Origin of the sequence: Nonomuraea sp. NPDC049504, from assembly GCF_040676845.1 — a bacterium.
In the GTDB taxonomy this organism is placed as follows: Bacteria; Actinomycetota; Actinomycetes; order Streptosporangiales; family Streptosporangiaceae; genus Nonomuraea; species Nonomuraea salmonea.
On record NZ_JBFAPT010000001.1, the window covers coordinates 337,901 to 359,598 of the forward strand.

The window sequence follows — 21,698 nt, forward strand, 5'->3', positions numbered from 1 at the left end:
CGAAACCGTCACGCCTCTTGACGGCACGGACACGCGGAATTTACGTTCGCGGTACTTATCCGGTTCAGCAGCCCTTTTGCGGGGCCGCTTCTACTGAAGAGCGCATCGCCCCCGGGCTCCTGGACGGGGGCGATATTCGCACCCGTATTGGGAGCGCTCCCAGACAGCGTCTCCTGACGGGCGACTCGGGGTCTCTGACAGGACGTGCGTACCTCCGCGCCGCCGCGCGGAGTAAGGAGAGAGACGATGCGTAACCGGGCTCGGATGATGATCCCGCTTCTAGCCGCGGGTCTGCTCGCCGCGGCCTGCACCGGAGGCGGAGGCACGCCCGCCCCCTCGGCCTCCGCGCCGCAGAGCCAGGGCGCGGCGGCCAGCGCCAACCCCGACCAGCTCCCGCGCAACGAGACCCTGTACACCACGGGCACGCAGTGGGGGCCTCCGGGCAACTACAACCCGATCAGGGAGTGGGACTCCGCGGTCGGCACCAAGGGCCTGGTCTACGAGACCCTCTTCCACTACGACACCAACGCCGCCAAGCTCACCCCCTGGCTGGCCGAGAGCGGCTCCTGGACCGACGACAGCACCTACGAGCTCAAGATCAGGCAAGGGATCAAGTGGTCCGACGGGCAGCCGTTCACCGCCAAGGACGTCGCCTTCTCCTTCGAGCTCGGCAAGATGGAGACCATCCCCTACCACCAGCTGTGGGACTGGCTGGAGTCGGCCGAGGCGGTGGACGACCAGACCGTGAAGTTCACCTTCTCCAAGGCCAACTACCAGCAGTGGGACTACATGCTCTACAGCCGGTCCATGGTCCCCGAGCACCTGTGGAAGGACCGCTCTGAGGAGGAGGTGCTCGACGGGGTCAACGAGAACCCGGTCGGCACGGGCGCGTACACGTTCATGAGCAGGGACCAGGACCGCGTGGTGCTGCAGCGGCGCGACGACTGGTGGGGCAAGTCGGTGCTCAACATGGAGCCCAAGCCGCGCTACATCGTGGACATCGCCACCCCCAGCAACGAGGTCGCGATGGGCATGCTGCTGCAGCAGGGGCTCGACCTCAGCAACAACTTCCTGCCCGGCGTGGCCAACCTGGTCAAGGGCAACTTCGGGCTGACCACTTACTACAACGAGCCGCCGTACATGCTGTCGGCCAACACCGCGTGGCTGGTGCCCAACACCACCAGGAAGCCGATGGACGACCCCGCCTTCCGCAAGGCGCTAGCCACCTCCGTCGACGTCAAGAAGATCGTCGAGGGCGTCTACGGCAACCTCGTCAAGGCCGCCAGCCCCACCGGCCTGCTGCCGCAGTGGGAGGCGTTCGTCGACCAGGACGTGGTGGCGAAGTCGGGCTTCACCTTCGACGCGGGCAAGGCCAAGCAGATGCTCGCCGACGCCGGCTACAAGGACGGCGACGGCGACGGGTACGTCGAGAACAAGGACGGCTCCAAGATCAGCCTGACCATCATCGTGCCGTCCGGCTGGACCGACTGGATGGAGGCGGCCAGGTCGATCGCCGCCAGCGCCAAGAGCGCGGGCATTCAGATCACGCCGGAGTTCCCCGACTTCAACGCGCTGGTCGAGCAGCGCGCCAAGGGCGACTTCGACCTGCTGATCAACAACGAGCGGCAGCTGTCCAACAGCCCCTACACCTACTACGAGTACCTGTTCCAGCTGCCGGTCCAGAAGCAGCAGAACACCGTCAACTTCGCCCGCTACGAGAACAAGAAGGCCTGGGACCTCGTCCAGCAGCTCGACCAGGTCAAGACCGACGACGTCGCCGGCATGCAGAAGATCACCTCCCAGCTCCAGGAGATCCATCTGACCGACATGCCGGTCATCCCGCTCTGGTACAACGGCCTGTGGGCGCAGTCCAGCACCAGCGTGTGGAAGAACTGGCCGTCGTCGCAGGGCAGCGCGCCCAAGACCGGCGCCGTGATGTGGCGCAACTGGCTCGAACTCGGCGGCTTCGAGACGCTCACCCAGCTCCAGCCCGCGGGCTCGTGACCACCTGACCGGACGAACGCCCCCGCTCCTCCGCCTCCGCACCTCCCAGGGAGGCGGAGGGGCCGCTCTGGAGACACAAACCTGTGCGTCGTTACTTCAGCAGGAAACTGCTCATCTACGGACTGACCTTCTTCGTCGCCGTCACGGTCAACTGGATGATCCCGCGCTTCATGCCGGGCGACCCGGTCGCCAGCATGGTCGCGCGGGCCAACGTCACCAAGCCCGAGGCCGTCGAGGCCATGCGGGCGTACTACACCGGCCTGTTCGGGCTCGACCAGCCACTCTGGCAGCAGTACCTCAACTTCTGGGGCGCGTTGCTGCGCGGGGACTTCGGGGTCAGCATCTGGCTCTTCCCGACCCCGGTCGCCGACGTGATCACCCAGGCGGTGCCGTACACGCTGGCGCTGATCGTCCCCTCCGTGCTGCTCAGCTGGGTGGTGGGCAACCAGTTCGGCGCGTACGCCGCCCGCCGCAAGCTCCTCGACAACACCGTGCTCCCCGTCGGTTACGTGCTGACCGCGATGCCGTACATGTGGCTGGCCGTGCTGCTGGCCTGGGCGTTCGGCGTGCTGCTCGGCTGGTTCCCGGTGGCCGGCGGCTACAGCTTCTCGCTGCGGCCCACCTGGTCCTGGACGTTCGTGCTCGACCTGCTGCACCACTGGACGCTGCCGTTCCTGTCACTGTTCCTGGTGGCGCTCGGCGGCTGGGCCATCGGCATGCGGAACATGATCATCTACGAGCTGGAGTCGGACTACTCCAACTACCTGTCGGCGCTCGGCGCCCCCAGCAGGCTCATCCGCCGATACGCCTTCCGCAACGCGGTGCTGCCCCAGATCACCGGCCTGGCCCTGCAACTGGGCGTGCTGGTGGCGGGCGCGCTGGTCACCGAGATCGTCTTCGCCTATCCGGGCCTCGGCAGCCTCATTCTCAAGGCCATCCAGAACAAGGACTTCTTCCTGCTGCAGGGCACGTTCCTGTTCATCGTGCTCGGCGTGCTGATCGCCAACTTCATCATCGACATCGTCTACGTCGTGGTCGACCCGCGGACCAGGGCGGGAATGGCGGGTGCCCAGGCATGAGCGTGATCCAGGACGTCGCGCCGCACGAGCCGGCCGGCGTGCGGCGCGAGGCGCTGCACTTCGCGGTGCGCAACGCCAAGCTCATGGTCGGCTTCGGCATCGTGGTCGTGCTGCTCCTGCTCGGCCTGTTCGGGCCGCTGCTGGTGAGCGGCAACCCCAACGACTACGGCCCGCAGCCGATGAGCCCGCCCGGCGGCGCGCACTGGCTCGGCACCACCACCTTCGGCCAGGACGTGTTCCTGCAGTTCGTGCACGGGCTGCGGGCCACCTTCGTGGTAGGGGTGATCGGCGGCGGCATCGCCGCGGTCATCGGCATGGCCATCGGGTTCGTGGCCGGCTACCGCGGCGGCATCGTGGACGAGGTGCTCAACATGCTGACCAACGTCGTGCTGGTCATCCCCACCCTCGCCGTGCTGCTCATCATCAACGCCTACCTGGGCATCCGCAGCGTGGCCGTGCAGGGCCTGTTCATCGGGCTGACGCAGTGGCCGTGGGCGGCGCGGGCGATCAGGGCGCAGACGTTCTCGCTGCGTACCAGGGAGTTCGTGGACCTGGCCAGGATGAGCGGCGCGGGCACCTGGCGGATCATCGCCAGGGAGATCGCGCCGAACATGAGCTCCTACCTGTTCATGACGTTCATCCTGCTGTTCGGCGGCTCGGTGCTGATCGGCTCCTCGCTCGACTTCATCGGGCTCGGCCCCACAGAGGGCGTCTCGCTCGGCCTGATGCTGCAGAACGCCCACCAGTGGAGCGCGCTGCAACTCGGCATGTGGTGGTGGTTCGTGCCGCCGGGAGCGGCCATCACCGCCATCGTCGGCGCCCTGTACGTGGCCAACGTCGGCCTCGACGAGGTCTTCAACCCGAAACTGAGGGAGACATGAGCCTGCAGGTCAGCGAGCTGAAGGTGTACTACAGGACGCTCAGGGGCGACGTGCGGGCCCTCGACGGCATGTCCTTCGAGCTGCGCGACGGCGAGATACTCGGCCTGGTCGGCGAGTCGGGCTGCGGCAAGAGCACGCTGGGCAAGTCGCTCATCCGCATGGACGGCCGCATGCGCCGCGTCGGCGGCGCGGTCGTGCTCGACGGCCAGGAGCTGCCCATCGACGACGACCGCGCCATGAACGCGTTCCGCTTCCACGAGGTCTCCCTCATCCCGCAGTACGCCATGAGCGCGCTCAACCCCACCCGCAAGATCCGCAAGATGGTCACCGAGCTGCTCGCCTCCCGCGGCGCCACCCTCGACCTGCCCGAGCTGGAACGCCGCATGGACCAGGTAGGGCTGCCCCGCGAGGTGCTCGACCGCTACCCGATCGAGCTGTCGGGCGGCATGAAGCAGCGCATGGTCATGGTCATCTCGACGCTGCTCGACCCGTCCCTGCTGATCGCCGACGAGGTCACCTCCGCGCTCGACGTCTCCACGCAGAAGGCCGTGGCCCGGGCACTGCTCGGCTTCAGGGAGAGCGGCTACGTCAAGAGCATGATCTTCGTCACGCACGACCTCGCGCTCACCCACCACCTCGCCGACACGATCATGGTCATGTACGCCGGCCGCCTCGCCGAGAAGGCCCCCGCCGACGTGATCGTCAAGGCGCCGCGGCACCCGTACACGCGGCTGCTGCTCGACTCCCTGCCCGAGGTCGGCGTGCGCTACGCCGACCGCAGGCTGGAGGGCATCGCCGGAGCTCCGCCGTCGCTGCTGAACCCGCCCACCGGCTGCCGCTTCCGCGACCGCTGCCCGATCGCGGGCGAGGAGTGCGCCGAGGACCCGCCGGTGGCGGAGCCGGCTCCCGACCACCACGTAGCCTGCTGGAAGGCCTGATGCTGACACTGCGCGAGGTCACCAAGGAATTCAGGATCGGCGCCTTCGGCGGCAAGAGCGTCGCCGCCGTCAAGGGCGTGAGCTTCGACGTCGTGCCGGGCGAGGTCGTCTCCCTGATCGGGGAGAGCGGCAGCGGCAAGAGCACGATCGGCCGGATGATCCTCGGCCTCAACTCCGCCACGAGCGGCTCCATCACCTTCGACGGGCTGCCGGTGCGGGCGGGCAAGGAGTACTACCGGCACGTCCAGGGCATCTTCCAGGACCCGTTCAGCTCGTTCAACCCGGTGTTCAAGGCGGACCGGGTGTTCGCGATGATCAAGGAGGCGTACTATCCGGGCGTGCCGGCCGCCGAGTGGGGCGAGCGGGTCGAGACGTCGCTGCGCGACGTGCGGCTCAACCCCGGCCAGGTGCTCGGGAGATACCCCCATCAGCTGAGCGGCGGGCAGCTCCAGCGGCTGCTCATCGCCCGTGCGCTGCTGCTCGACATCAAGCTGCTGGTCGCCGACGAGATCACCAGCATGCTCGACGCCTCCACCCGCATCGACGTGCTCAACCTGCTGGCCGAGCTCAAGACCAGGGGGCTCGGCGTGCTCTACATCACGCACGACCTGTCGCTCGGCACCTACCTGGCCGAGCGGACGGTGGTGCTGCGCCAGGGCAGGGTGGCCGAGATGGGCCCGACCGACGACGTGTTCGGCGGGCCGCTGCACCCGTACACGCGGGAGCTGCTGTCGGCCGTGCCGCGGCTGCACGAGGCGTGGGACGACGCGGTGCCGGTCGAGACGTGCGCCTACCACGAGGGCGGCGGCACGGGCGGCCTGCTGGAGGTCACGCCCGGCCACTTCGTGTCCTGCGCGGGACTCGCGTCCTGCCCCGGCGGCTAGACGCGGAACTCCTCCGTGCGGTGGGCGTAGGCGGGCAGCGCGGCCCGCATCTCGTCGGTGACGGCGGGCGGGGGCAGCGGCACGATCTCCCGCTCGTGGAAGTCGCGCACGTCCTCGCCCGCCGCGAACAGCTCCCGCACGGCCCGCAGGCAGGGCCCGACGACGCCGGGGTCGGTGATCCGCCGGCCGCCCCTGCCCCCGCCGTACTCGTCGTACAGCACCTCGTACATCAGGGACGGAGAGAAGATCACCAGCTCCGGCAGCGGGTCGAGGGCCGCCACGCGGCCGGCCCGCACCACCCGGCAGGGCGAGCCCGCCGCGGCGCGCACCGCCAGCACGTGCAGCTCCCACTGCAGGTACGGCGTCACGGGCAGCTCGACCACCCGCACCCGCCTGACCGGCTGGCGGCGGCTGAAGTAGTCGGCCAGCGGCTCCGCGATGCGGGCGAGCAGGGCCAGGGAACGTTCCCAATCGCCGTTCATCATGGCCCGCCAGCTCGCCACGTCGGGCTCGTAGAAGGTCTGCGCCCGCTCCAGCTTCCACATGGGCTCCGTGCACCCCTCGTGGTCGCGGTCGAACCCGGCCTGGTACGCCGGCACGTCCAGGACGAGGCCGTCCGCGCCGGGAACGGCGGTGAACGGGTTCGTGCGGCGGTCGGGAGTGCCCTGCTCGGTCATGCGGCTTTCCCCTTCGCTGTGCGGCCCGCCCAGATCATCAGGTGCGCCTCAGGGCCGGTCAAGGCCCAAAACGCGCCGGGCGGGCCCGCTCAGCGGCGGCGGTGGAAGCGCCGGTGCACCAGGCTGAAGACCAGCGCGGCCGCCCAGATCACGAACAGCACCTTGAAGATGCCGAAGCCGCCGAAGATCAGGCTGAGCACCAGGAACACGGTGAGGATCGGCACCAGCGGGTGGGGCCCGCGGTGGTGGCGCCGCATGTGGCCGTGCCAGCCCTGGCCGCGCATCTGGTGGCGCATCTGGTGGCGCATCTCCCGCTGGGCGTGCCGCACGGCCTGCATCTGCTGCCGGTGGGCGTGCATGGCCGCGCGCCAGTCGCCCATGTCGTACGGGCTCGCGGGCGGCTCCTGGTAGGCGGGGCGCGGGCCGGGCAGGTCGGCCGTCACCTGGGCCAGGTCACGGGCGGTCTTGGCGGCCAGCGTGCGGTCGAGGCGCTCGTCGAGCTCCTCGTGGGTGAGGCGGCCCTGCGCGAAGTGCTCACGCAGGGCGGCCATGGTCTGCTCGCGTTCGGCGTCGCCGATGCGGAGATCGGGGTGGTCCATGGCGGTGTCCTCGCTCTCTCCGTACCGGCTGCCCGGTGCGGCAACGGGCATCGTCTCACTCCTCGCCCGGGTCGCCGTCGGCCAGGATCTGGTAGAGCTTGCGCCGGGTCTCCACCAAAGTCTTACGCGCTTCGCGGATTTGTGCGTCGTTTCCGGTCTGAAGAACCTGCATCATGGCGAATGCCGACTGTCGGGCGATATGCCAGAGATCGGCGGTGTTGTCATCGATGTCGGGACGCATGTCGTCCCACGGCGCGCGGACCTCGTCGGCGTGCGCCTCGATGTAGTCGCGGCCCTCCTGGGTGAGCTTGAAGGTCTTGCGGCCCTCGTTCTCCTCCGAGATCACCAGGCCCTCGTCGGTGAGCTGCTGCAGCGCCGGGTAGACGGCGCCGGGGCTGGGCTTCCAGCCGCCCTCGCTGCGTTCGGCGATCTCCTGGATGATCTGGTAGCCGTTACGCGGCTCCTCGGCGAGCAGGGCGAGGATCGCGGCGCGCACGTCGCCGCGCTTGGCCTTGCGGCTGCGGCCGCCCCAGCCGCCGCGCCCGCCCCACGGGCCGGGGCCCCAAGGGCCGCGCCCGAAGTCGAACGGGAACGGTCCGCCGGGTCCGCGGCCCCTGCCGCGGTGCTCGTGCGGGCCGCCGTGGTGGCCGCCGTGGTGATGACCCCCACGGTGCGGGCCGCCCCTGCGGCCGCCGAACTGCTCGAAGGCGTCGGCCATGGCCTGGAACGCCTCGCGGGCCGCGCGCTTGTAGTCGTGCGCCCCGGTCCAGGGCCCGCCTGCGGTGATGTGGTGCGTCATGTTGTCCTCCTATATCGTGATTCACTCTCGATGCGTCAACGATATATCGGAAACATGTCGAAAGACAAGTCACGGACAGGAGTGAGCCAGATCACGAAAAAGTTGCGGAATGCCGGGAACAGGATCCGGGGAGGCGTCGTTGAACACAGCAGACGAGGTCGTTCCGCGTCGGCAGGGCTGGGGGGTGCTGTCGCCGCGGAGACGACCTCGTCTGCGTTTGCGGGCCTTTCCGAGTGGGTCCTCGACCTTCTGGAGAAGATGCCAATGTCTCCGGGAAGGGATACGGGCGCGGCTCACGACCGGTTCGGAGCGCTTTACTGACGCTTTGCCCGCCGCGATCTGGGCGCGCTCTTCTTCCTGCACGGCATGGACAAGCGCGTAAACGGGCTCTTTGCCGTACAGTCCCGATCATGATGGGGCACACGCATGCGATGACGGGGGCCATCGCCTGGCTGGGGCTGGCGCCGCCGCTCGCCGCACTCCCGCTGCTGAACGAGTCCTCCCGGTTCGTCGAGACCGGCATCATGGCCACCGCGCTCAGCCCGGCCGAGCTCATCGCCGGCGCGATCATCTGCGCGGGCGCGGCCATGCTGCCCGACCTCGACCATCCCAGCGCGACCATCGCGCAGACATTCGGGCCGATCACGTGGGCGCTCGCCAAGTTCGTCTCCTGGATCAGCGGCGGCCATCGGGGGGCCACCCACTCGCTGCTGTTCGCGGTGGCGCTCGGGTTCGGGGCGCACTGGCTGGCCGGCACGTATCCGATCGGGCGCGACATCATGGTCGTGCTGCTCATCGGGCTCTCGCTACGGGCCATCGGCGTCGGCATCCCGGGCAACAAGCTCGGCTCCGCGATGATCAACATCGGCATGACCGCCGGCCTGTACGCGGTCTTCCTCTCCCTCGACGTGGGCTACGCCTGGCTCGGTCTCGCGGTCGGCGTCGGCTGCTTCATCCACGTGGTGGGCGACTGCATGACCGAGCGGGGCTGCCCGGTGCTCTGGCCGCTGGGGGCGAAGTTCGTGCTGCCGTGGAAGATCGGCATCAAGACGGGCAGGAAGTTCGAGCAGAAGATCCTGGCGCCGATCCTGTCGGTGGCCATCGTCGGCCTGCTGTTCTGGCGACTGGCGCCCGTTTAACTTGATGTCGAGATACTCTGTGGATATCTTGATATCGAGACATCCGCCGCGGCCTGCGAGTTAGGCACACCTAAGGTGCCGTCCGGTTCCGCAGTGCGGCAGGATTCTGTCTGAACACCTGTCTATGGAGGAGGCGAATCATCGTGTCCGCGAACAGCTTCGGCAGCCGTGACACGCTCCGCGTCGGTGACGCGTCGTATGAGATCTTCCGGCTGGATGCCGTCGAGGGCGCCGCACGTCTCCCGTACAGCCTGAAGATCCTGCTGGAGAACCTCCTCCGCACCGAGGACGGCGCCAACATCACCGCCGACCACATCCGTGCGCTGGGCGAGTGGGACCCGACCGCGGCGCCGAGCGTGGAGATCCAGTTCACGCCCGCGCGCGTCATCATGCAGGACTTCACCGGCGTGCCCTGCGTGGTCGACCTGGCCACCATGCGCGAGGCCGTACGCGACCTCGGCGGCGACCCCGCGCGCATCAACCCGCTCGCGCCCGCCGAGATGGTCATCGACCACTCCGTGATCGTCGACTACTTCGGTCACCCCGACGCCTTCCAGCGCAACGTCGAGCGCGAGTACGAGCGCAACCGTGAGCGCTACCAGTTCCTGCGCTGGGGCCAGACCGCCTTCGACGAGTTCAAGGTCGTGCCGCCCGGCACCGGCATCGTCCACCAGGTCAACATCGAGCACCTCGCGCGCGTCGTCATGACCCGCGACGGCAAGGCCTACCCCGACACCTGCGTCGGCACCGACTCCCACACCACGATGGAGAACGGCATCGGCGTGCTCGGCTGGGGCGTCGGCGGCATCGAGGCCGAGGCCGCCATGCTCGGCCAGCCGATCTCCATGCTCATCCCGCGCGTCGTGGGCTTCAAGCTCAGCGGCAAGCTGCCGGCCGGCGCCACCGCCACCGACCTCGTGCTGACGATCACCGAGATCCTGCGCAAGCACGGCGTCGTCGGCAAGTTCGTCGAGTTCTACGGCGAGGGCGTCTCCTCGGTGCCGCTGGCCGACCGCGCCACCATCGGCAACATGAGCCCTGAGTTCGGCTCCACCTGCGCCATCTTCCCGATCGACGGCCAGACCGTCGACTACCTGCGCCTGACCGGCCGCTCCGAGGAGCAGATCGCGCTCGTCGAGACGTACGCCAAGGCCCAGGGCCTCTGGCTCGACCCGTCGGCGCCCGAGCCGGTCTTCTCCGAGTACATCGAGCTCGACCTGGCCACCGTCGTGCCGTCCATCGCCGGCCCCAAGCGCCCGCAGGACCGCATCGTGCTGTCGGCGGCCAAGGAGACCTGGCGCCACGACGTCCAGAACTACGTCAGCGACGGCGTGGACGAGGCCGTCGAGGAGAGCTTCCCGGCCTCCGACTCGCCCGCCTCCAACGCCACCGCCAACGGCGGCCGCCGGCCGCACCACCCGGTGCCCGTCACCCTGGCCGACGGCACGACGTTCGAGATCGACCACGGCATCGTCTCCATCGCCGCGATCACCTCGTGCACCAACACCTCCAACCCGTACGTCATGCTCGGCGCGGCCCTGCTCGCCCGCAACGCCGTCGACAAGGGCCTCAACCGCAAGCCCTGGGTCAAGACGTCGCTCGCGCCCGGCTCGCAGGTCGTCACCGGCTACTTCGAGCGCTCGGGCCTGCAGCCCTACCTCGACAAGATCGGCTTCCACCTCGTCGGCTACGGCTGCACCACCTGCATCGGCAACTCCGGGCCGCTGCTTCCCGAGATCAGCGAGGCCATCCAGGCCAACGACCTGGCCGTCACCGCCGTGCTGTCGGGCAACCGCAACTTCGAGGGCCGCATCAACCCCGACGTCAAGATGAACTACCTGGCCTCGCCGCCGCTCGTCGTGGCGTACGCGCTGGCCGGCACGATGGACATCGACCTCGACACCGAGCCGCTCGGCGTCGGCAGCGACGGCGAGCCCGTCTACCTGCGCGACATCTGGCCGGCGCCGGAGGAGATCGCCGCCGTGGTCAACTCCTCCATCGGCCGCGACATGTTCGAGCGCGACTACGCCGACGTCTTCAAGGGCGACGACCACTGGCGCTCGCTGCCCATCCCGACCGGTGACACGTTCGAGTGGGACGCCGACTCCACCTATGTCCGCAAGGCCCCCTACTTCGACGGCATGCCGGAGAAGCCGCAGCCCGTCACCGACATCCACGGCGCCCGGGTGCTGGTCAAGGTCGGCGACTCCGTCACCACCGACCACATCTCGCCGGCCGGCTCCATCAAGGTCGGCACGCCCGCCGCGCAATACCTGCAGGCCAACGGCGTCGAGGTCAAGGACTTCAACTCCTACGGCTCGCGGCGCGGCAACCACGAGGTGATGATCCGCGGCACGTTCGCCAACATCCGCCTGCGCAACCAGATCGCGCCGGGCACCGAGGGCGGCTACACCCGCGACTTCACCCAGTCCGACGGGCCCGTGTCGTTCATCTACGACGCCTCCGTCAACTACGCCGCCGCCGGCACCCCGCTGGTCGTCCTGGCCGGCAAGGAATACGGCTCCGGCTCCTCGCGCGACTGGGCGGCCAAGGGCACCGCGCTGCTCGGCGTGCGCGCCGTCATCGCCGAGTCCTACGAGCGCATCCACCGCTCCAACCTCATCGGCATGGGCGTGCTGCCGCTGCAGTTCCCCGAGGGCGCCTCGGCCGCCTCGCTGGGGCTGACCGGCGAGGAGACGTTCGACATCACCGGCGTCGAGGAACTCAACAAGGGCGGCATCCCGCAGACGGTGCACGTCAAGGCCGGCGACGTCGAGTTCGACGCGGTCGTCCGCATCGACACGCCGGGCGAGGCCGACTACTACCGGCACGGCGGCATCATGCAGTACGTCCTGCGCTCCCTGCTCGCCAAGTAACGCCAGGAGAGGCCCACGAGAGGCCCACGAGAGGCCCAGGAGAGGCACCGCCTCGCTCTGCGGTGACGCTGGGGGAGGCGGGGCTTCGTCCGGTGGTGACGCCGGGCGAGGCTTGGCTTCGCTCGGTGGAGATGACGGGCGAGGCGCGGCTTCGCTCGGTGGTGACGCCGGGTGGGGCGCTGCCTCGTCCGGATGTGACAGCTTCCCGTGTTCCCGTCCCGGTCATGAGCCGGGACGGGGGGCGGGGGCCCTTGGCCGTCGTGCCGGGGGTTGGGCGCGATCCTCACGCGCCCGCATCGGGGGAACCACCCGAACACCTCAAGAGCCGCCCCGCGGGACAACCCCCGCCGGGCGGCTCTTGCCTTCTTGGGGGGACGGCCCCCGCCGGGCGGTTGTCGTCCTCTCCTACGGGACAGTCCTCAAGGGCTTTCCTAAGGGACAGCCCCCGAGGACAGTCGCCTTTCCTGCGTGGGCTCAGGTCACCTTGCTCGCCTTGGCCGACCAGGTGTCGCAGGCGGAGGGGGTGAGGGTGCGCCGGCCGCGCTCCAGCCAGCTCACGCGGGTGGCGCCCTTTCCGTGGCTGGAGTGCCCGTCCTCGTCACCGCTCGCCCGTACGGCGTCCTTGAGGGCCGCCCAGTCCTTGCCGGTACGCGCGAGGGAGCCGTACACGCTGCCCATGAACACCCCGGCCAGGCAGTCGGCCTGCAACTCGAACCTCCGCCGCAACTCGGCCCTGCGGCGAGGCTCGGCGCGATGCCGGGCCTCGTAGGCGCGGCGCACACCGGTGAGGGTCTGCAGGTGGTGGGCGTACTCGTGGGCGGCGACCTTGAAGGGATAGAGGTCGGTACGCCCCTCGATCCAGCGCCCCGTCAGAGTGAAGACGATCGTGCGGGTGGGGTGACAGTAGAGCGCGTCGACACCGTCGAGGGGCACCCCGCACTGGGTGTCGTGGGAATCGTCGACGTAGCGAACGTCAGGCGGGCCGAACCGCAGCTTGGCCCGCTTGAAGTAACCCCGCCACGACTTATCCAGACATTTCACAACCGTAGCGAGGTACTCCCGCCCCCGCGGAATCCCACCGTCGGAGAGCGCCGTCTCAGGACAGGACGCCGTGGCCAGCTTCCCACCCTTGGCAGGAAAGGCCGCAGCAGGCTGGGGCCCGGTGACAGCGACGAGGACGGCGACAGCGGGCGCAAGAAACGAGAACGGCACGGCGGCAGCCTAAAGCAGCGGCAGGTGTGGCAGAGTGGGTGACGCCACCCGGCGAACCTCTAATTCGCCGGGCGGCATCACCCATCTCCTGAGCCGCTAGAGCGCGTCACCGATCCAGTCGGCGACCTCGTGAACGACCTCGTCAGGGGCGATCCCGATCCGCCGCGTGAACCTCAGGGGCGACATGCTGCGCACATGCTCGATCATGGCGAAGCTGGGCTTGTCGAGGCCGGTGCCCTCGGTCGGGATGGGAACGTGGTTGTCCCAGCCCCGATCGGTCGTGGTCAGCGGAACAACGATCTTGACCGGTGTGCTGGCGTTGAACGTGTCATTGCTGACCACCAGCACCGGGCGCCCGTGAGCCGGTTCGCGGCCCACGGTGTCGCCCAGATTAGCGAGCCAGATCTCGCCCTGAATCACCCTCATCTCTCTCCTCGGGAAACGTGATGAGCCCTTCCCACTCGGGTGCGATGCGGGAAGTGCGCGGTCGCGGACCTTGCACCAGCTCGGATTCGGCGACATAGTCCGCCCAGGCTTGTGGATCTTCTCTCTTGGTCTGCTCCATCTGCTCCGCGACGCGCTGCCAGCGTTCTTTTTTCTCCATCTCGCGGATGGCGTGGTCGATGATCGCGGTCATGGGTTCACCTCTCTTCTTCGCCAAAGCAGCGATGCGATCTCTGGTCTTCACGCTGACACGTATGCTCGTGGCTTTCGGCTTCGCGGCCATACTTCTGAGCTTACGTAGGCGTACGCGGAAAACACTACCTCCTGTGGTCACTCTCGGGGCCGTTATGGCAACGGAGAGTAAAGGTGGTTGACTCGCGTGCATGGCGAATGTGGCGTTGGTGCTGATTGTTGGTGGTCTGGCGGTATTCGTGGGGGCGATCGTCCAGGGGGCCGTGGGGTTCGGGCTGGGGCTGGTGGCGGCGCCGCTGCTCACGTTGCTCGCGCCCGACCTCATGCCGGGCGCCGTTCAGGTGGTCAACATGACGTTGCCGCTGTTCACGCTGGCCATGGAGTGGCGGCGGGTGGACTGGGGCGGGCTCGGGTTCGCGGTCCTCGGGAGACTGCCCGGCAGTGCGCTCGGCGCAGTCATCGTTGTCTACGTTTCCGTATACATGCGTGGCGTCTTCGTGGCGGTCATGGTGCTCGTCGCGGTGGCGTTGACGGCGCGGGCGCTGAGCGTGCCGCGCAACGCGGTCACCATCACCTCGGCCGGGTTCGTGTCAGGCGTCACCGGCACCGCGACCGGCATCGGTGGCCCGCCCATCGCGCTGGTCTACCAGCACGCCAAGGGCCCGCAGATCCGGGCCACGCTGGCGATGTTCTTCTTCCTCAGCGCCGTCCAGTCGCTGGCCATCCTCGCCCTCGTGGACGAGCTGCCGTCCGCGGCGCTGATGGTGGGCGGGGCGCTGATCGTGCCGATGCTGCTCGGGTTCCTGGTGTCGGGGCCGCTGCGGCGCTACCTCGACGGCGGCAAGGTGCGGACGGCCGTCCTGGTCGTGGCGGTGGCCTCGGCGGCGGGGCTGATCGTGCAGAACGTCCTGAGCCAGGTCCTGGCCTGAGGACGCGTCCGTAGAGTCAGGTCCTGGCCTGAGGGCGCGCCCGCCGGCCGGGCGTCACGCGCCGCGGCCGGCCACGATGCCGCTGTACGTGCCGAGCACCTGGACCTGCGCGGGCGAGGCGGTCTTCGGCGGGATGTGCGCGGCCACCTGCACCAGGTCGCCCACCTTCAGGAACTTGTAGTACTTGTCCGGCAGCAGGCCGTTGTTCTCCTGGAAGACGTAGTAGCGCTTCGGGCTCTGGATCACGTCGTACACCTTGGTCCGCGCGAACGTGGTGAAGACGAGCGCGCCGCCGTCGGCCGTGCGCAGCGCGTACGACGGATACTCCTTCGCCGGCGCCGCGTGCTCGGTGATCTTGGCGAACTGCCGCATCTTGATGCGGTTCTTGGCCGCGCCGGTGGTGAACTGGTCGGAGGCGAACCGGCTCTTGGCGGCCTTCGAGCCCTTGCCGGTCATGTGGGCGGCGTAGTTCTTGGCGAAGTCGGCCGGTGACATCAGCAGGCCGTCGCCGTCGGCGCTGTCCACCTCGGTGGCCGCGCCGGAGGCGTCCGTCTGGATCTTCGGCAGCTCGTCGGCGTCGATCGTGTCGGAGACGTCGGGGGAGTAGACCTGCTTCCAGGCGCCCTGGTCGTGGGCGAACAGCAGGAAGGTGGGCGTCTTGGCGGACTTCTTCTTGTTCTTCCAGTACGCCGTCGCGAGGAACCACCGCTTGGAGGCCGGCGCCACGAACGTCGGCTTGACGTACTCGAACGGCGTGTAGGAGTCGCGCCCGCCGAGTTTGCGCTGGGAGGTGTAGCCGGCCTTGTCGATGGCCAGGCTCGACCCGCCCTCGTAGGTGGCGAGCAGCTTCTCGTCGAGCGCCTTGTTGGCCTTGTTGTTGCGCTCGATGTACTCCTTGATCACCGACTCCGCCGTCAGCGCCGGGGCGGACGCCGAGGGCTCCGGCGTCTTCTGCGTGCCAGATGTCGTGGGGGAGGGAGTGGCCGAGGGCGTCTCCGCGCCCTGCCACGCCGCCGGGTCCATCCCGGGCAGCCCCGAGCAGCCCGCCACCAGGCACCCGGCCAGCACGCCACCGGCCACGCGTCCGTACCGCCGCACCGTCACTCACCTTTCCGAGAGTCTCCTCAAAGCGGCCCAAACCTACCAATAACCACACAGTGAGTGACCCGAAATGGCGTGATCAGGGCCTGTCGGCTACCTCACGTGACCGGTGCCGCACGGCCTCACGCCCCGGTACGGGCGAGCGTCGGGAAGGTTGATGTGACGTTTCTGGATTGTTACCCGAAACAACAAATCCACCTCTCCAACCCCCTTCACAACCGGTTCGTCCCGGAATACGTTGCCGCAAACAACATTCATCCGGGCCCCTCCGGAAGAAAGGACCCTGCACCATGCGCAAGGGGATCCTCAGCCTGACCGCCACGGCAGCAGCGCTCGCCCTCGGTCTCACCGCCTGCGGGGGCGACAGCGGTCAGACCACGACGTCGACCTCTGAATCGGCCACCGCGTCAGAAGCGGCCAAGGCCGGCAAGATCGGCGTCATCCTGCCGGACAGCAAGTCCTCCGCCCGGTGGGAGACGGCGGACCGCAAGTATCTGGAAGAGGCTTTCAAGGCCGCGGGTGTCGAGTACGACATCCAGAACGCCCAGAACGACAAGACCCAGTTCCAGACCATCGCCGACCAGATGATCACCAACGGCGCCACCGTCCTGATGATCGTCAACCTGGACAGCGGCACCGGCAAGACCGTCATCGAGAAGGCCAAGTCCCAGGGCGTGGCCACCATCGACTACGACCGGCTGACACTGGGCGGCGGCGCCGCCTACTACGTCAGCTTCGACAACACCAAGGTCGGCCAGCTCCAGGGCGAGGGCCTGGTGAAGTGCCTGACCGACAAGAAGGCCGACAAGCCCATCGTCGCCTATCTGAACGGCTCGCCGACCGACAACAACGCGACCCTGTTCAAGGACGGCTACGACGGCGTGCTCAAGCCCAAGTTCGACGCGGGCGAGTACGTCAAGGGCCCCGACCAGGCCGTGCCCGACTGGGACAACACCCAGGCCGGGACGATCTTCGAGCAGATGCTGACCCAGGAGCCGAAGATCGCCGGGGTGCTGGCCGCCAACGACGGTCTCGGCAACGCCGCCATCACCGTGCTGAAGAAGAACAACCTCAACGGCAAGGTGCCGGTGACCGGCCAGGACGCCACCGTCCAGGGCCTGCAGAACATCCTCTCTGGCGACCAGTGCATGACCGTGTACAAGGCCGTCAAGAAGGAGGCCGACGCCGCGGCCAAGCTCGCGGTCGCGCTGGCCAAGGGCGAGAAGCCCGCGGCGACCAGCAGCGTCAAGGACCCGGAGACCGGTCAGGACGTGCCTTCCGAGCTGATGGAGCCGCAGGCCATCTACTTCGACAACGTCAAGGACGTCGTGGCCGACGGTTACGTCACCAAGGAGGAACTGTGCAAGGGTGACTTCGCCGAGAAGTGCACCGAGGCAGGCATTCAGTAACGCGGCGGGGTACGGCCCGCGCCACCAGCGCGGCCGTACCCCCGTTTAGGGAGATCCATGACCCCCCTCCTTGAAGTGCGCGGGATCGACAAGAGCTTCGGCCCGGTGAAGGTCCTGCACGAGGTCGAGTTCGCCGCGTACGCCGGCGAGGTCACAGCGCTCGTCGGCGACAACGGCGCCGGCAAGTCCACCCTGGTCAAGTGCATCGGCGGCATCTACCCCATCGACGCGGGCACGCTGCTCTTCGACGGCAAAGAGGTGCACGTGCACAGCCCGCGCGACGCGGGCGAACTGGGCATCGAGATCGTCTACCAGGACCTCGCCCTGTGCGACAACCTCGACATCGTCCAGAACATGTTCCTCGGCCGTGAGCGCAAGAACGGCGTCCTGCTGGACGAGGACAGCATGGAGGAGCTGGCCGAGCGCACCCTCAGCGGCCTGTCCGTCCGTACCGTCAAGTCCATCAGGCAGCAGGTCTCCAGCCTGTCCGGCGGACAGCGGCAGACCGTCGCCATCGCCAAGGCCGTGCTGTGGAACAGCAAGGTCGTCATCCTCGACGAGCCGACCGCGGCGCTGGGCGTGGCCCAGACCGCGCAGGTGCTGGAGCTGGTGCGCAGGCTCGCCGACACCGGCCTGGCCGTCGTGCTCATCTCCCACAACATGAACGACGTGTTCGCCGTCTCCGACCGGATCGCGGCGCTCTACCTCGGCAGGATGGCCGCCCAGGTCAAGACCTCCGATGTGACGCACGCGCAGGTCGTCGAACTGATCACTTCAGGCCGCAGCGGCGATCTGGGCCTCAAGAACGGGGTCACATCATGAACAAGGTCAAAGAACTACCCGGAGAGGCCATCGTCGCGGCCGCGCAGACTCCGTCGATCAGGAACAGCTTCCTCGCCTACATCCAGCGGGTGCGCGGCGGCGACATGGGCGCGCTGCCCGCCGTGCTGGGCCTGGTCGTGCTCTGCACGGTCTTCGCCGTGGCCCGGCCCTCCTTCGTCACCGCGATCAACTTCGCCAACCTGTTCACGCAGGGCGCGGCCGTCACGCTCATCGCGATGGGCCTGGTGTTCGTGCTGCTGCTCGGCGAGATCGACCTGTCGGCCGGGTTCGCCAGCGGCGTCTGCGCGGCCGTGCTCGCCGTCACGCTGACCAACGCGGGCCTGCCCTGGTACGTCTGCATGCTGGCCGCCATCCTCACCGGCGTCATCATCGGCACCGTGCTCGGCAGCCTGGTCGCCAAGGTCGGCATCCCGTCGTTCGTGGTGACGCTGGCCGCCTTCCTCGCCTTCCAGGGCCTGGTCCTGGTGCTGGTCGACGAGGGCACCAACATCTCCATCCGCGACAGCGTGGTCGTCGCCATCGCGAACAAGAACCTGCCGCCGTGGCTCGGCTGGGCGCTCTACCTGGTGTGCGTGGCGGTCTTCGCGGCCGTGCAGCTGCGCCGGGCCAGGAACCGCACCAAGCGCGGCCTCGCCGCCGACCCGATCTCGCTGATCGCCTTCCGCGTCGGCCTGCTGGCGCTGTTCGCCGGGCTCGCGGTCGCCGCGCTCAACCTCGAGCGCAGCCGCAACCCCGCGCTGGTCTCGCTCACCGGCGTGCCGATCGTGGTGCCGGTCATCCTCGTGCTGCTGATCGTCTGGACGGTGGTGCTGCGCCGCACCTCGTTCGGCCGGCACCTGTACGCGGTCGGCGGCAACACCGAGGCCGCCCGCCGGGCCGGCATCCCGGTCGACCGGATCAAGATCAGCGCGTTCGTCATCTGCTCCTCGATGGCCGCCATCGGCGGCATCGTGGCCGCCTCCCGAGCCAGCTCCGTCGACCCCAACACGGGCGGCAGCTCCGTCCTGCTGTACGCGGTCGGCGCCGCCGTCATCGGCGGCACCAGCCTCTTCGGCGGCAAGGGCCGGGTGCTCGACGCCGTGATGGGCGGCGCGGTGGTCGCGGTGATCGAGAACGGCATGGGCCTCATGGGGTACGGTTCCAGCGTCAAATACCTGGTCACGGGGTCGGTCCTGCTGCTCGCGGCGGGTGTCGACGCTCTGGCGCGCAAGCGGGCGGCTGCCGCTGGTTTAAGGTGATCAGCGATCCGCAGCCCCTGAAGGAACCCCAGACCATGCGTGCCGGCCCCTCCCAAGAGGACATCAGGCGCCACAACCTCGGCGCGCTGCTCCGCCATGTCCATCTGGGCGGGCCGATCTCGCGGGCCGAGCTGACCTCGAAGATGGGGCTCAATCGCAGCACGATCATGGCGTTGACCTCCGACCTCACCGCCGCGGGGCTGGTACGCGAGGAGCTGCCGCGCGAGACCGGCAGGGCCGGGCGGCCCTCGCTCGTGGTGCGGCCCGAGTCGGCGCGGGTCTACGTCTTCGCCTTCGACGTCGGCCCCGACCGGCTCGCCGTGGCGCGCGTCGGGCTGGGCGGGGTCATCCTCGACCGGCGCGAGGCCGTACGCGACCGCGACCGGTTCGAGCTCGACGAGCTGACCGGGGTGCTGTCCGGGTTCGCCCGCCAGATGCGGCGCAAGACCAGAGACGACACCGTCTGCGTCGGCGCCGCGGCCGCCGTGTCGGGCGGCGTGCGCAAGGCCGACGGCGTCGTCAGCTTCGGGCCCAACCTCAAGGCCGAGGAGGTGCCGTTCGGCGAGGAGCTGGCGCGCCGGCTCGGCCTCGGCCTGCCCGTCAGCGTGGGCAACGACGCCAACCTGGCCGCGCTCGCCGAGCACAGCCGCGGTGTCGGCGTCGCCGTACGTGACCTCATCTATCTGCACGGCGACGTCGGCATCGGGGGCGGCATCATCTCCGGCGGCCACCTGATCGGCGGGCACGACGGCTACGGCGGCGAGGTCGGCCACATGGTGGTCAATCCGGGCGGGCGGGCGTGCGGCTGCGGGTCGCACGGGTGCCTGGAGGCCGAGGTGGGGGAGCGCACCCTGCTGGAGTCGGCCGGGCGGGTCTCGGACGGGCGGCAGGGGCGCGACGCCGTGCGCGGGGTCGTCGAGGCGGCCGACCGTGGCGACATCGTGGCCCAGGAGGCGCTCAGCCGGGTCGGCGACTGGCTCGGGCTCGGCGTCGCCAACCTCGTCAACATCTTCAACCCCGAGCTGGTCATCTTCGGTGGTGTCCTGCGCGAGATCTACCTCGGCTCCGCCGCCCAGGTCCGCTCGCAGCTCGCCCTGCACGCCATGGCCCACCAGCGCGAACGCCTGCGCCTGCGCACCTCGGCCTTGGGCGACGCGGCCCCTCTGGTCGGCGCCGCCGAACTGGCCTTCGCCCACGTCCTCTCCGACCCCTTGGAAGTATTGGCCCGCGCCAACGCCTGACGGCGACGGAAACGCCCGCCCTCCCAAGAACCAGCACCACAACGGCGCGAAAGCGGCGAGCCCCGCCCACCCTCCGTCCCCTCTCCAAGGGCCAAAGCACGACACTTCCTCCGCCCTCAAGGGACAGTAGTCCGGCGGTGGGGGAGTGGCGGGGCGGCGCGCACCCATCTCCTCTCCAAGGGACGGAAGCCCGATACTTCCTCCGCCTCAAGGGACAGTAGTCCGGCGGTGGGGGAGTGGCGGGGCGGCGCGCACCCATCTCCTCTCCGAGGGACAGAAGCCCGACACTTCCTCCGCCCTCAAAGGACAACAGCAGTCCGGCGGTGGGGAGTGGCGGGCGGTCCGCAGCCATCTCCTACCCAAGGGACAGAAGCTCGACGGCGGGGGAGCGGACCTCGCGCGATCCCTCCCTCCAAAAGGACACAAGCTTAGTGGTGGGAGGTCAGGTTACTCGGTTGGTGGTGGCGGTCCAGGTGTTGCAGAAGCCTGTGGTGCCGCCTCGGTAGCCGCGGTCTTGCCACCAGGCTAAGTTGCGGGGCTTGCCGTGAATGTCGCTTTCGTCGGCGCGGCGGACTGCGGCGACCCAGTCTCTCCATGAGATTCCCGGGCGGATGCTTTTCAGGGTGGCGCTGTAGAAAACGCCGGCGAAGCATTCGGCCTGCATCTCCAGGCGGTGGCTGAGCAGTTTCCTGGCCTTGGCGGAGGCGGGGGCGTACAGGGCGGCCTGGGCGTCGAGGACACCGATGAGGTGCTGGACGTGGTGACCCCACTCATGAGCGACGGAGTGGGCGATGTTCATCCTGAACGGGTCACGCAGGTCGTTCTTCGTGATGCGGATGACGATGGTGCTCTGCTCAGGGCAGTACTGCGCCCCGCTGCCGGCGATCGTCCCGCACACGGAGTCCCGCCCGGTGGTGACGCTGACCGAGGGCGGCGTGTACGCCAGCCCGGAGGCAGCGAAGCGGGCCACCCAGAAGCCGTCGGCGCAGGCCGCCATCGCCCGGTGGAAGGCCTTGAGCGAGGCCACGCTGCCCGGTTCGATCCGGGGGATCGGGCAGCGGTGCGGGGTGACGTCCCCGCTCATCGCGCCGAGCAGCCCGGACGAGGGCACCTGGGCGGCGGCGCTCGCGGGTGGCGGCGTGAGGGGTCCCGCGACCGCGCACGCCGCCAGCGCTAAAAGGAAAAGGCGCATGATCGCGGATCATAAGCCTTG

Annotated in this window: 20 protein-coding genes; 12 read left to right on the plus strand and 8 right to left on the minus strand. The window is 68.8% G+C overall.

Features of this window, described 5'->3' with window-relative positions; all coding sequences use genetic code 11:
- The first annotated feature begins 246 nt into the window (after positions 1-246).
- From AB0K28_RS01505 to AB0K28_RS01525, 5 genes are all read left to right on the plus strand, one after another.
- Entirely contained in the window at positions 247-2,004 is a 1,758-nt protein-coding gene (locus tag AB0K28_RS01505) for an ABC transporter substrate-binding protein (protein ID WP_364363746.1), read from the plus strand.
- An 83-nt stretch (positions 2,005-2,087) separates the two neighbouring features.
- A complete protein-coding gene (locus tag AB0K28_RS01510; protein ID WP_364363749.1) occupies positions 2,088-3,083 on the plus strand; it encodes an ABC transporter permease in 996 nt (331 codons plus the stop codon).
- Positions 3,080-3,964 (plus strand): ABC transporter permease, encoded by an 885-nt coding sequence (locus AB0K28_RS01515; RefSeq protein WP_364363751.1) that lies wholly within the window; start codon positions 3,080-3,082, stop codon positions 3,962-3,964. Before AB0K28_RS01510 ends, AB0K28_RS01515 begins: the two co-directional genes overlap by 4 nt.
- On the plus strand, positions 3,961-4,902 hold the full coding sequence (locus AB0K28_RS01520) for an ABC transporter ATP-binding protein (RefSeq protein ID WP_364363754.1): 942 nt from the start codon (positions 3,961-3,963) through the stop codon (positions 4,900-4,902). Before AB0K28_RS01515 ends, AB0K28_RS01520 begins: the two co-directional genes overlap by 4 nt.
- Positions 4,902-5,786, plus strand: coding sequence for an ATP-binding cassette domain-containing protein (locus AB0K28_RS01525; protein WP_364363757.1), 885 nt, complete (start codon positions 4,902-4,904; stop codon positions 5,784-5,786). Before AB0K28_RS01520 ends, AB0K28_RS01525 begins: the two co-directional genes overlap by 1 nt.
- On the opposite strand, the gene AB0K28_RS01530 is transcribed toward AB0K28_RS01525, so the two are convergent.
- From AB0K28_RS01530 to AB0K28_RS01540, 3 genes are all read right to left on the minus strand, one after another.
- A complete protein-coding gene (locus AB0K28_RS01530; protein ID WP_364363760.1) occupies positions 5,783-6,463 on the minus strand; it encodes a DUF6879 family protein in 681 nt (226 codons plus the stop codon). The genes AB0K28_RS01525 and AB0K28_RS01530 overlap by 4 nt on opposite strands.
- 89 nt (positions 6,464-6,552) lie before the next feature.
- Complete coding sequence (locus AB0K28_RS01535) at positions 6,553-7,113, minus strand: DUF1707 domain-containing protein (RefSeq protein WP_345387337.1); 561 nt, start codon at positions 7,111-7,113, stop codon at positions 6,553-6,555.
- Positions 7,114-7,117: 4 nt separating this feature from the next.
- Positions 7,118-7,861 (minus strand): PadR family transcriptional regulator, encoded by a 744-nt coding sequence (locus AB0K28_RS01540; protein ID WP_364363763.1) that lies wholly within the window; start codon positions 7,859-7,861, stop codon positions 7,118-7,120.
- A 410-nt stretch (positions 7,862-8,271) separates the two neighbouring features.
- Between AB0K28_RS01540 and AB0K28_RS01545 the strand changes: the two genes are divergently transcribed.
- Both AB0K28_RS01545 and acnA read left to right on the plus strand, forming a co-directional pair.
- Complete coding sequence (locus tag AB0K28_RS01545) at positions 8,272-9,000, plus strand: metal-dependent hydrolase (RefSeq protein WP_364363766.1); 729 nt, start codon at positions 8,272-8,274, stop codon at positions 8,998-9,000.
- A gap of 143 nt (positions 9,001-9,143) precedes the next feature.
- Positions 9,144-11,876 carry an aconitate hydratase AcnA gene (acnA, locus tag AB0K28_RS01550; protein ID WP_364363769.1) on the plus strand — a complete coding sequence of 911 codons (2,733 nt, stop codon included), beginning with the start codon at positions 9,144-9,146 and terminating at the stop codon, positions 11,874-11,876.
- Positions 11,877-12,350: 474 nt separating this feature from the next.
- Here the strand turns inward: acnA and AB0K28_RS01555 are convergent, their stop codons facing one another.
- From AB0K28_RS01555 to AB0K28_RS01565, 3 genes are all read right to left on the minus strand, one after another.
- A complete protein-coding gene (locus AB0K28_RS01555) occupies positions 12,351-13,088 on the minus strand; it encodes a neutral zinc metallopeptidase (protein ID WP_364363772.1) in 738 nt (245 codons plus the stop codon).
- Between the two features lie 96 nt (positions 13,089-13,184).
- A complete protein-coding gene (locus AB0K28_RS01560; RefSeq protein ID WP_345387327.1) occupies positions 13,185-13,508 on the minus strand; it encodes a type II toxin-antitoxin system PemK/MazF family toxin in 324 nt (107 codons plus the stop codon).
- Positions 13,480-13,725, minus strand: coding sequence for a hypothetical protein (locus tag AB0K28_RS01565; protein WP_355422033.1), 246 nt, complete (start codon positions 13,723-13,725; stop codon positions 13,480-13,482). The genes AB0K28_RS01560 and AB0K28_RS01565 overlap by 29 nt, the downstream gene beginning before the upstream one ends.
- Positions 13,726-13,933: 208 nt before the next feature.
- Here AB0K28_RS01565 and AB0K28_RS01570 point away from each other — a divergent pair, with 208 nt between their 5' ends.
- Positions 13,934-14,653 (plus strand): sulfite exporter TauE/SafE family protein, encoded by a 720-nt coding sequence (locus AB0K28_RS01570; protein WP_364363776.1) that lies wholly within the window; start codon positions 13,934-13,936, stop codon positions 14,651-14,653.
- A 54-nt stretch (positions 14,654-14,707) separates the two neighbouring features.
- Here the strand turns inward: AB0K28_RS01570 and AB0K28_RS01575 are convergent, their stop codons facing one another.
- Complete coding sequence (locus AB0K28_RS01575) at positions 14,708-15,751, minus strand: hypothetical protein (protein WP_345387323.1); 1,044 nt, start codon at positions 15,749-15,751, stop codon at positions 14,708-14,710.
- 293 nt (positions 15,752-16,044) lie between these two features.
- Between AB0K28_RS01575 and AB0K28_RS01580 the strand changes: the two genes are divergently transcribed.
- Genes AB0K28_RS01580 through AB0K28_RS01595 form a run of 4 tightly spaced genes read left to right on the plus strand, consistent with a single transcriptional unit; the run spans position 16,045 to position 20,485 of the window.
- The gene (locus AB0K28_RS01580) at positions 16,045-17,163 is read left to right on the plus strand and encodes a substrate-binding domain-containing protein (RefSeq protein ID WP_364363779.1); all 1,119 of its coding nucleotides are present in this window, start codon (positions 16,045-16,047) and stop codon (positions 17,161-17,163) included.
- Between the two features lie 57 nt (positions 17,164-17,220).
- Positions 17,221-17,985 (plus strand): ATP-binding cassette domain-containing protein, encoded by a 765-nt coding sequence (locus tag AB0K28_RS01585; RefSeq protein ID WP_355422023.1) that lies wholly within the window; start codon positions 17,221-17,223, stop codon positions 17,983-17,985.
- On the plus strand, positions 17,982-19,244 hold the full coding sequence (locus AB0K28_RS01590; protein ID WP_345387319.1) for an ABC transporter permease: 1,263 nt from the start codon (positions 17,982-17,984) through the stop codon (positions 19,242-19,244). The genes AB0K28_RS01585 and AB0K28_RS01590 overlap by 4 nt, the downstream gene beginning before the upstream one ends.
- Before the next feature lie 35 nt (positions 19,245-19,279).
- Complete coding sequence (locus tag AB0K28_RS01595; RefSeq protein ID WP_345387317.1) at positions 19,280-20,485, plus strand: ROK family transcriptional regulator; 1,206 nt, start codon at positions 19,280-19,282, stop codon at positions 20,483-20,485.
- Positions 20,486-20,927: 442 nt separating this feature from the next.
- On the opposite strand, the gene AB0K28_RS01600 is transcribed toward AB0K28_RS01595, so the two are convergent.
- Positions 20,928-21,677 carry a neutral zinc metallopeptidase gene (locus AB0K28_RS01600; RefSeq protein ID WP_364363784.1) on the minus strand — a complete coding sequence of 250 codons (750 nt, stop codon included), beginning with the start codon at positions 21,675-21,677 and terminating at the stop codon, positions 20,928-20,930.
- Between the last annotated feature and the right edge of the window lie 21 nt (positions 21,678-21,698).

What these genes read in the sequence shown, in the direction of transcription:
- AB0K28_RS01505 (WP_364363746.1), top strand. Translation starts at nt 247, where the DNA reads ATGCGTAACCGGGCTCGGATGATGATCCCGCTTCTAGCCGCGGGTCTG.
- AB0K28_RS01515 (WP_364363751.1), top strand. Translation starts at nt 3,080, where the DNA reads ATGAGCGTGATCCAGGACGTCGCGCCGCACGAGCCGGCCGGCGTGCGG.
- AB0K28_RS01520 (WP_364363754.1), top strand. Translation starts at nt 3,961, where the DNA reads ATGAGCCTGCAGGTCAGCGAGCTGAAGGTGTACTACAGGACGCTCAGG.
- AB0K28_RS01525 (WP_364363757.1), top strand. Translation starts at nt 4,902, where the DNA reads ATGCTGACACTGCGCGAGGTCACCAAGGAATTCAGGATCGGCGCCTTC.
- AB0K28_RS01530 (WP_364363760.1), bottom strand. Translation starts at nt 6,463, where the DNA reads ATGACCGAGCAGGGCACTCCCGACCGCCGCACGAACCCGTTCACCGCC.
- AB0K28_RS01535 (WP_345387337.1), bottom strand. Translation starts at nt 7,113, where the DNA reads ATGCCCGTTGCCGCACCGGGCAGCCGGTACGGAGAGAGCGAGGACACC.
- AB0K28_RS01540 (WP_364363763.1), bottom strand. Translation starts at nt 7,861, where the DNA reads ATGACGCACCACATCACCGCAGGCGGGCCCTGGACCGGGGCGCACGAC.
- AB0K28_RS01545 (WP_364363766.1), top strand. Translation starts at nt 8,272, where the DNA reads ATGATGGGGCACACGCATGCGATGACGGGGGCCATCGCCTGGCTGGGG.
- AB0K28_RS01565 (WP_355422033.1), bottom strand. Translation starts at nt 13,725, where the DNA reads ATGACCGCGATCATCGACCACGCCATCCGCGAGATGGAGAAAAAAGAA.
- AB0K28_RS01580 (WP_364363779.1), top strand. Translation starts at nt 16,045, where the DNA reads ATGCGCAAGGGGATCCTCAGCCTGACCGCCACGGCAGCAGCGCTCGCC.
- AB0K28_RS01585 (WP_355422023.1), top strand. Translation starts at nt 17,221, where the DNA reads ATGACCCCCCTCCTTGAAGTGCGCGGGATCGACAAGAGCTTCGGCCCG.
- AB0K28_RS01590 (WP_345387319.1), top strand. Translation starts at nt 17,982, where the DNA reads ATGAACAAGGTCAAAGAACTACCCGGAGAGGCCATCGTCGCGGCCGCG.
- AB0K28_RS01595 (WP_345387317.1), top strand. Translation starts at nt 19,280, where the DNA reads ATGCGTGCCGGCCCCTCCCAAGAGGACATCAGGCGCCACAACCTCGGC.
- AB0K28_RS01600 (WP_364363784.1), bottom strand. Translation starts at nt 21,677, where the DNA reads ATGCGCCTTTTCCTTTTAGCGCTGGCGGCGTGCGCGGTCGCGGGACCC.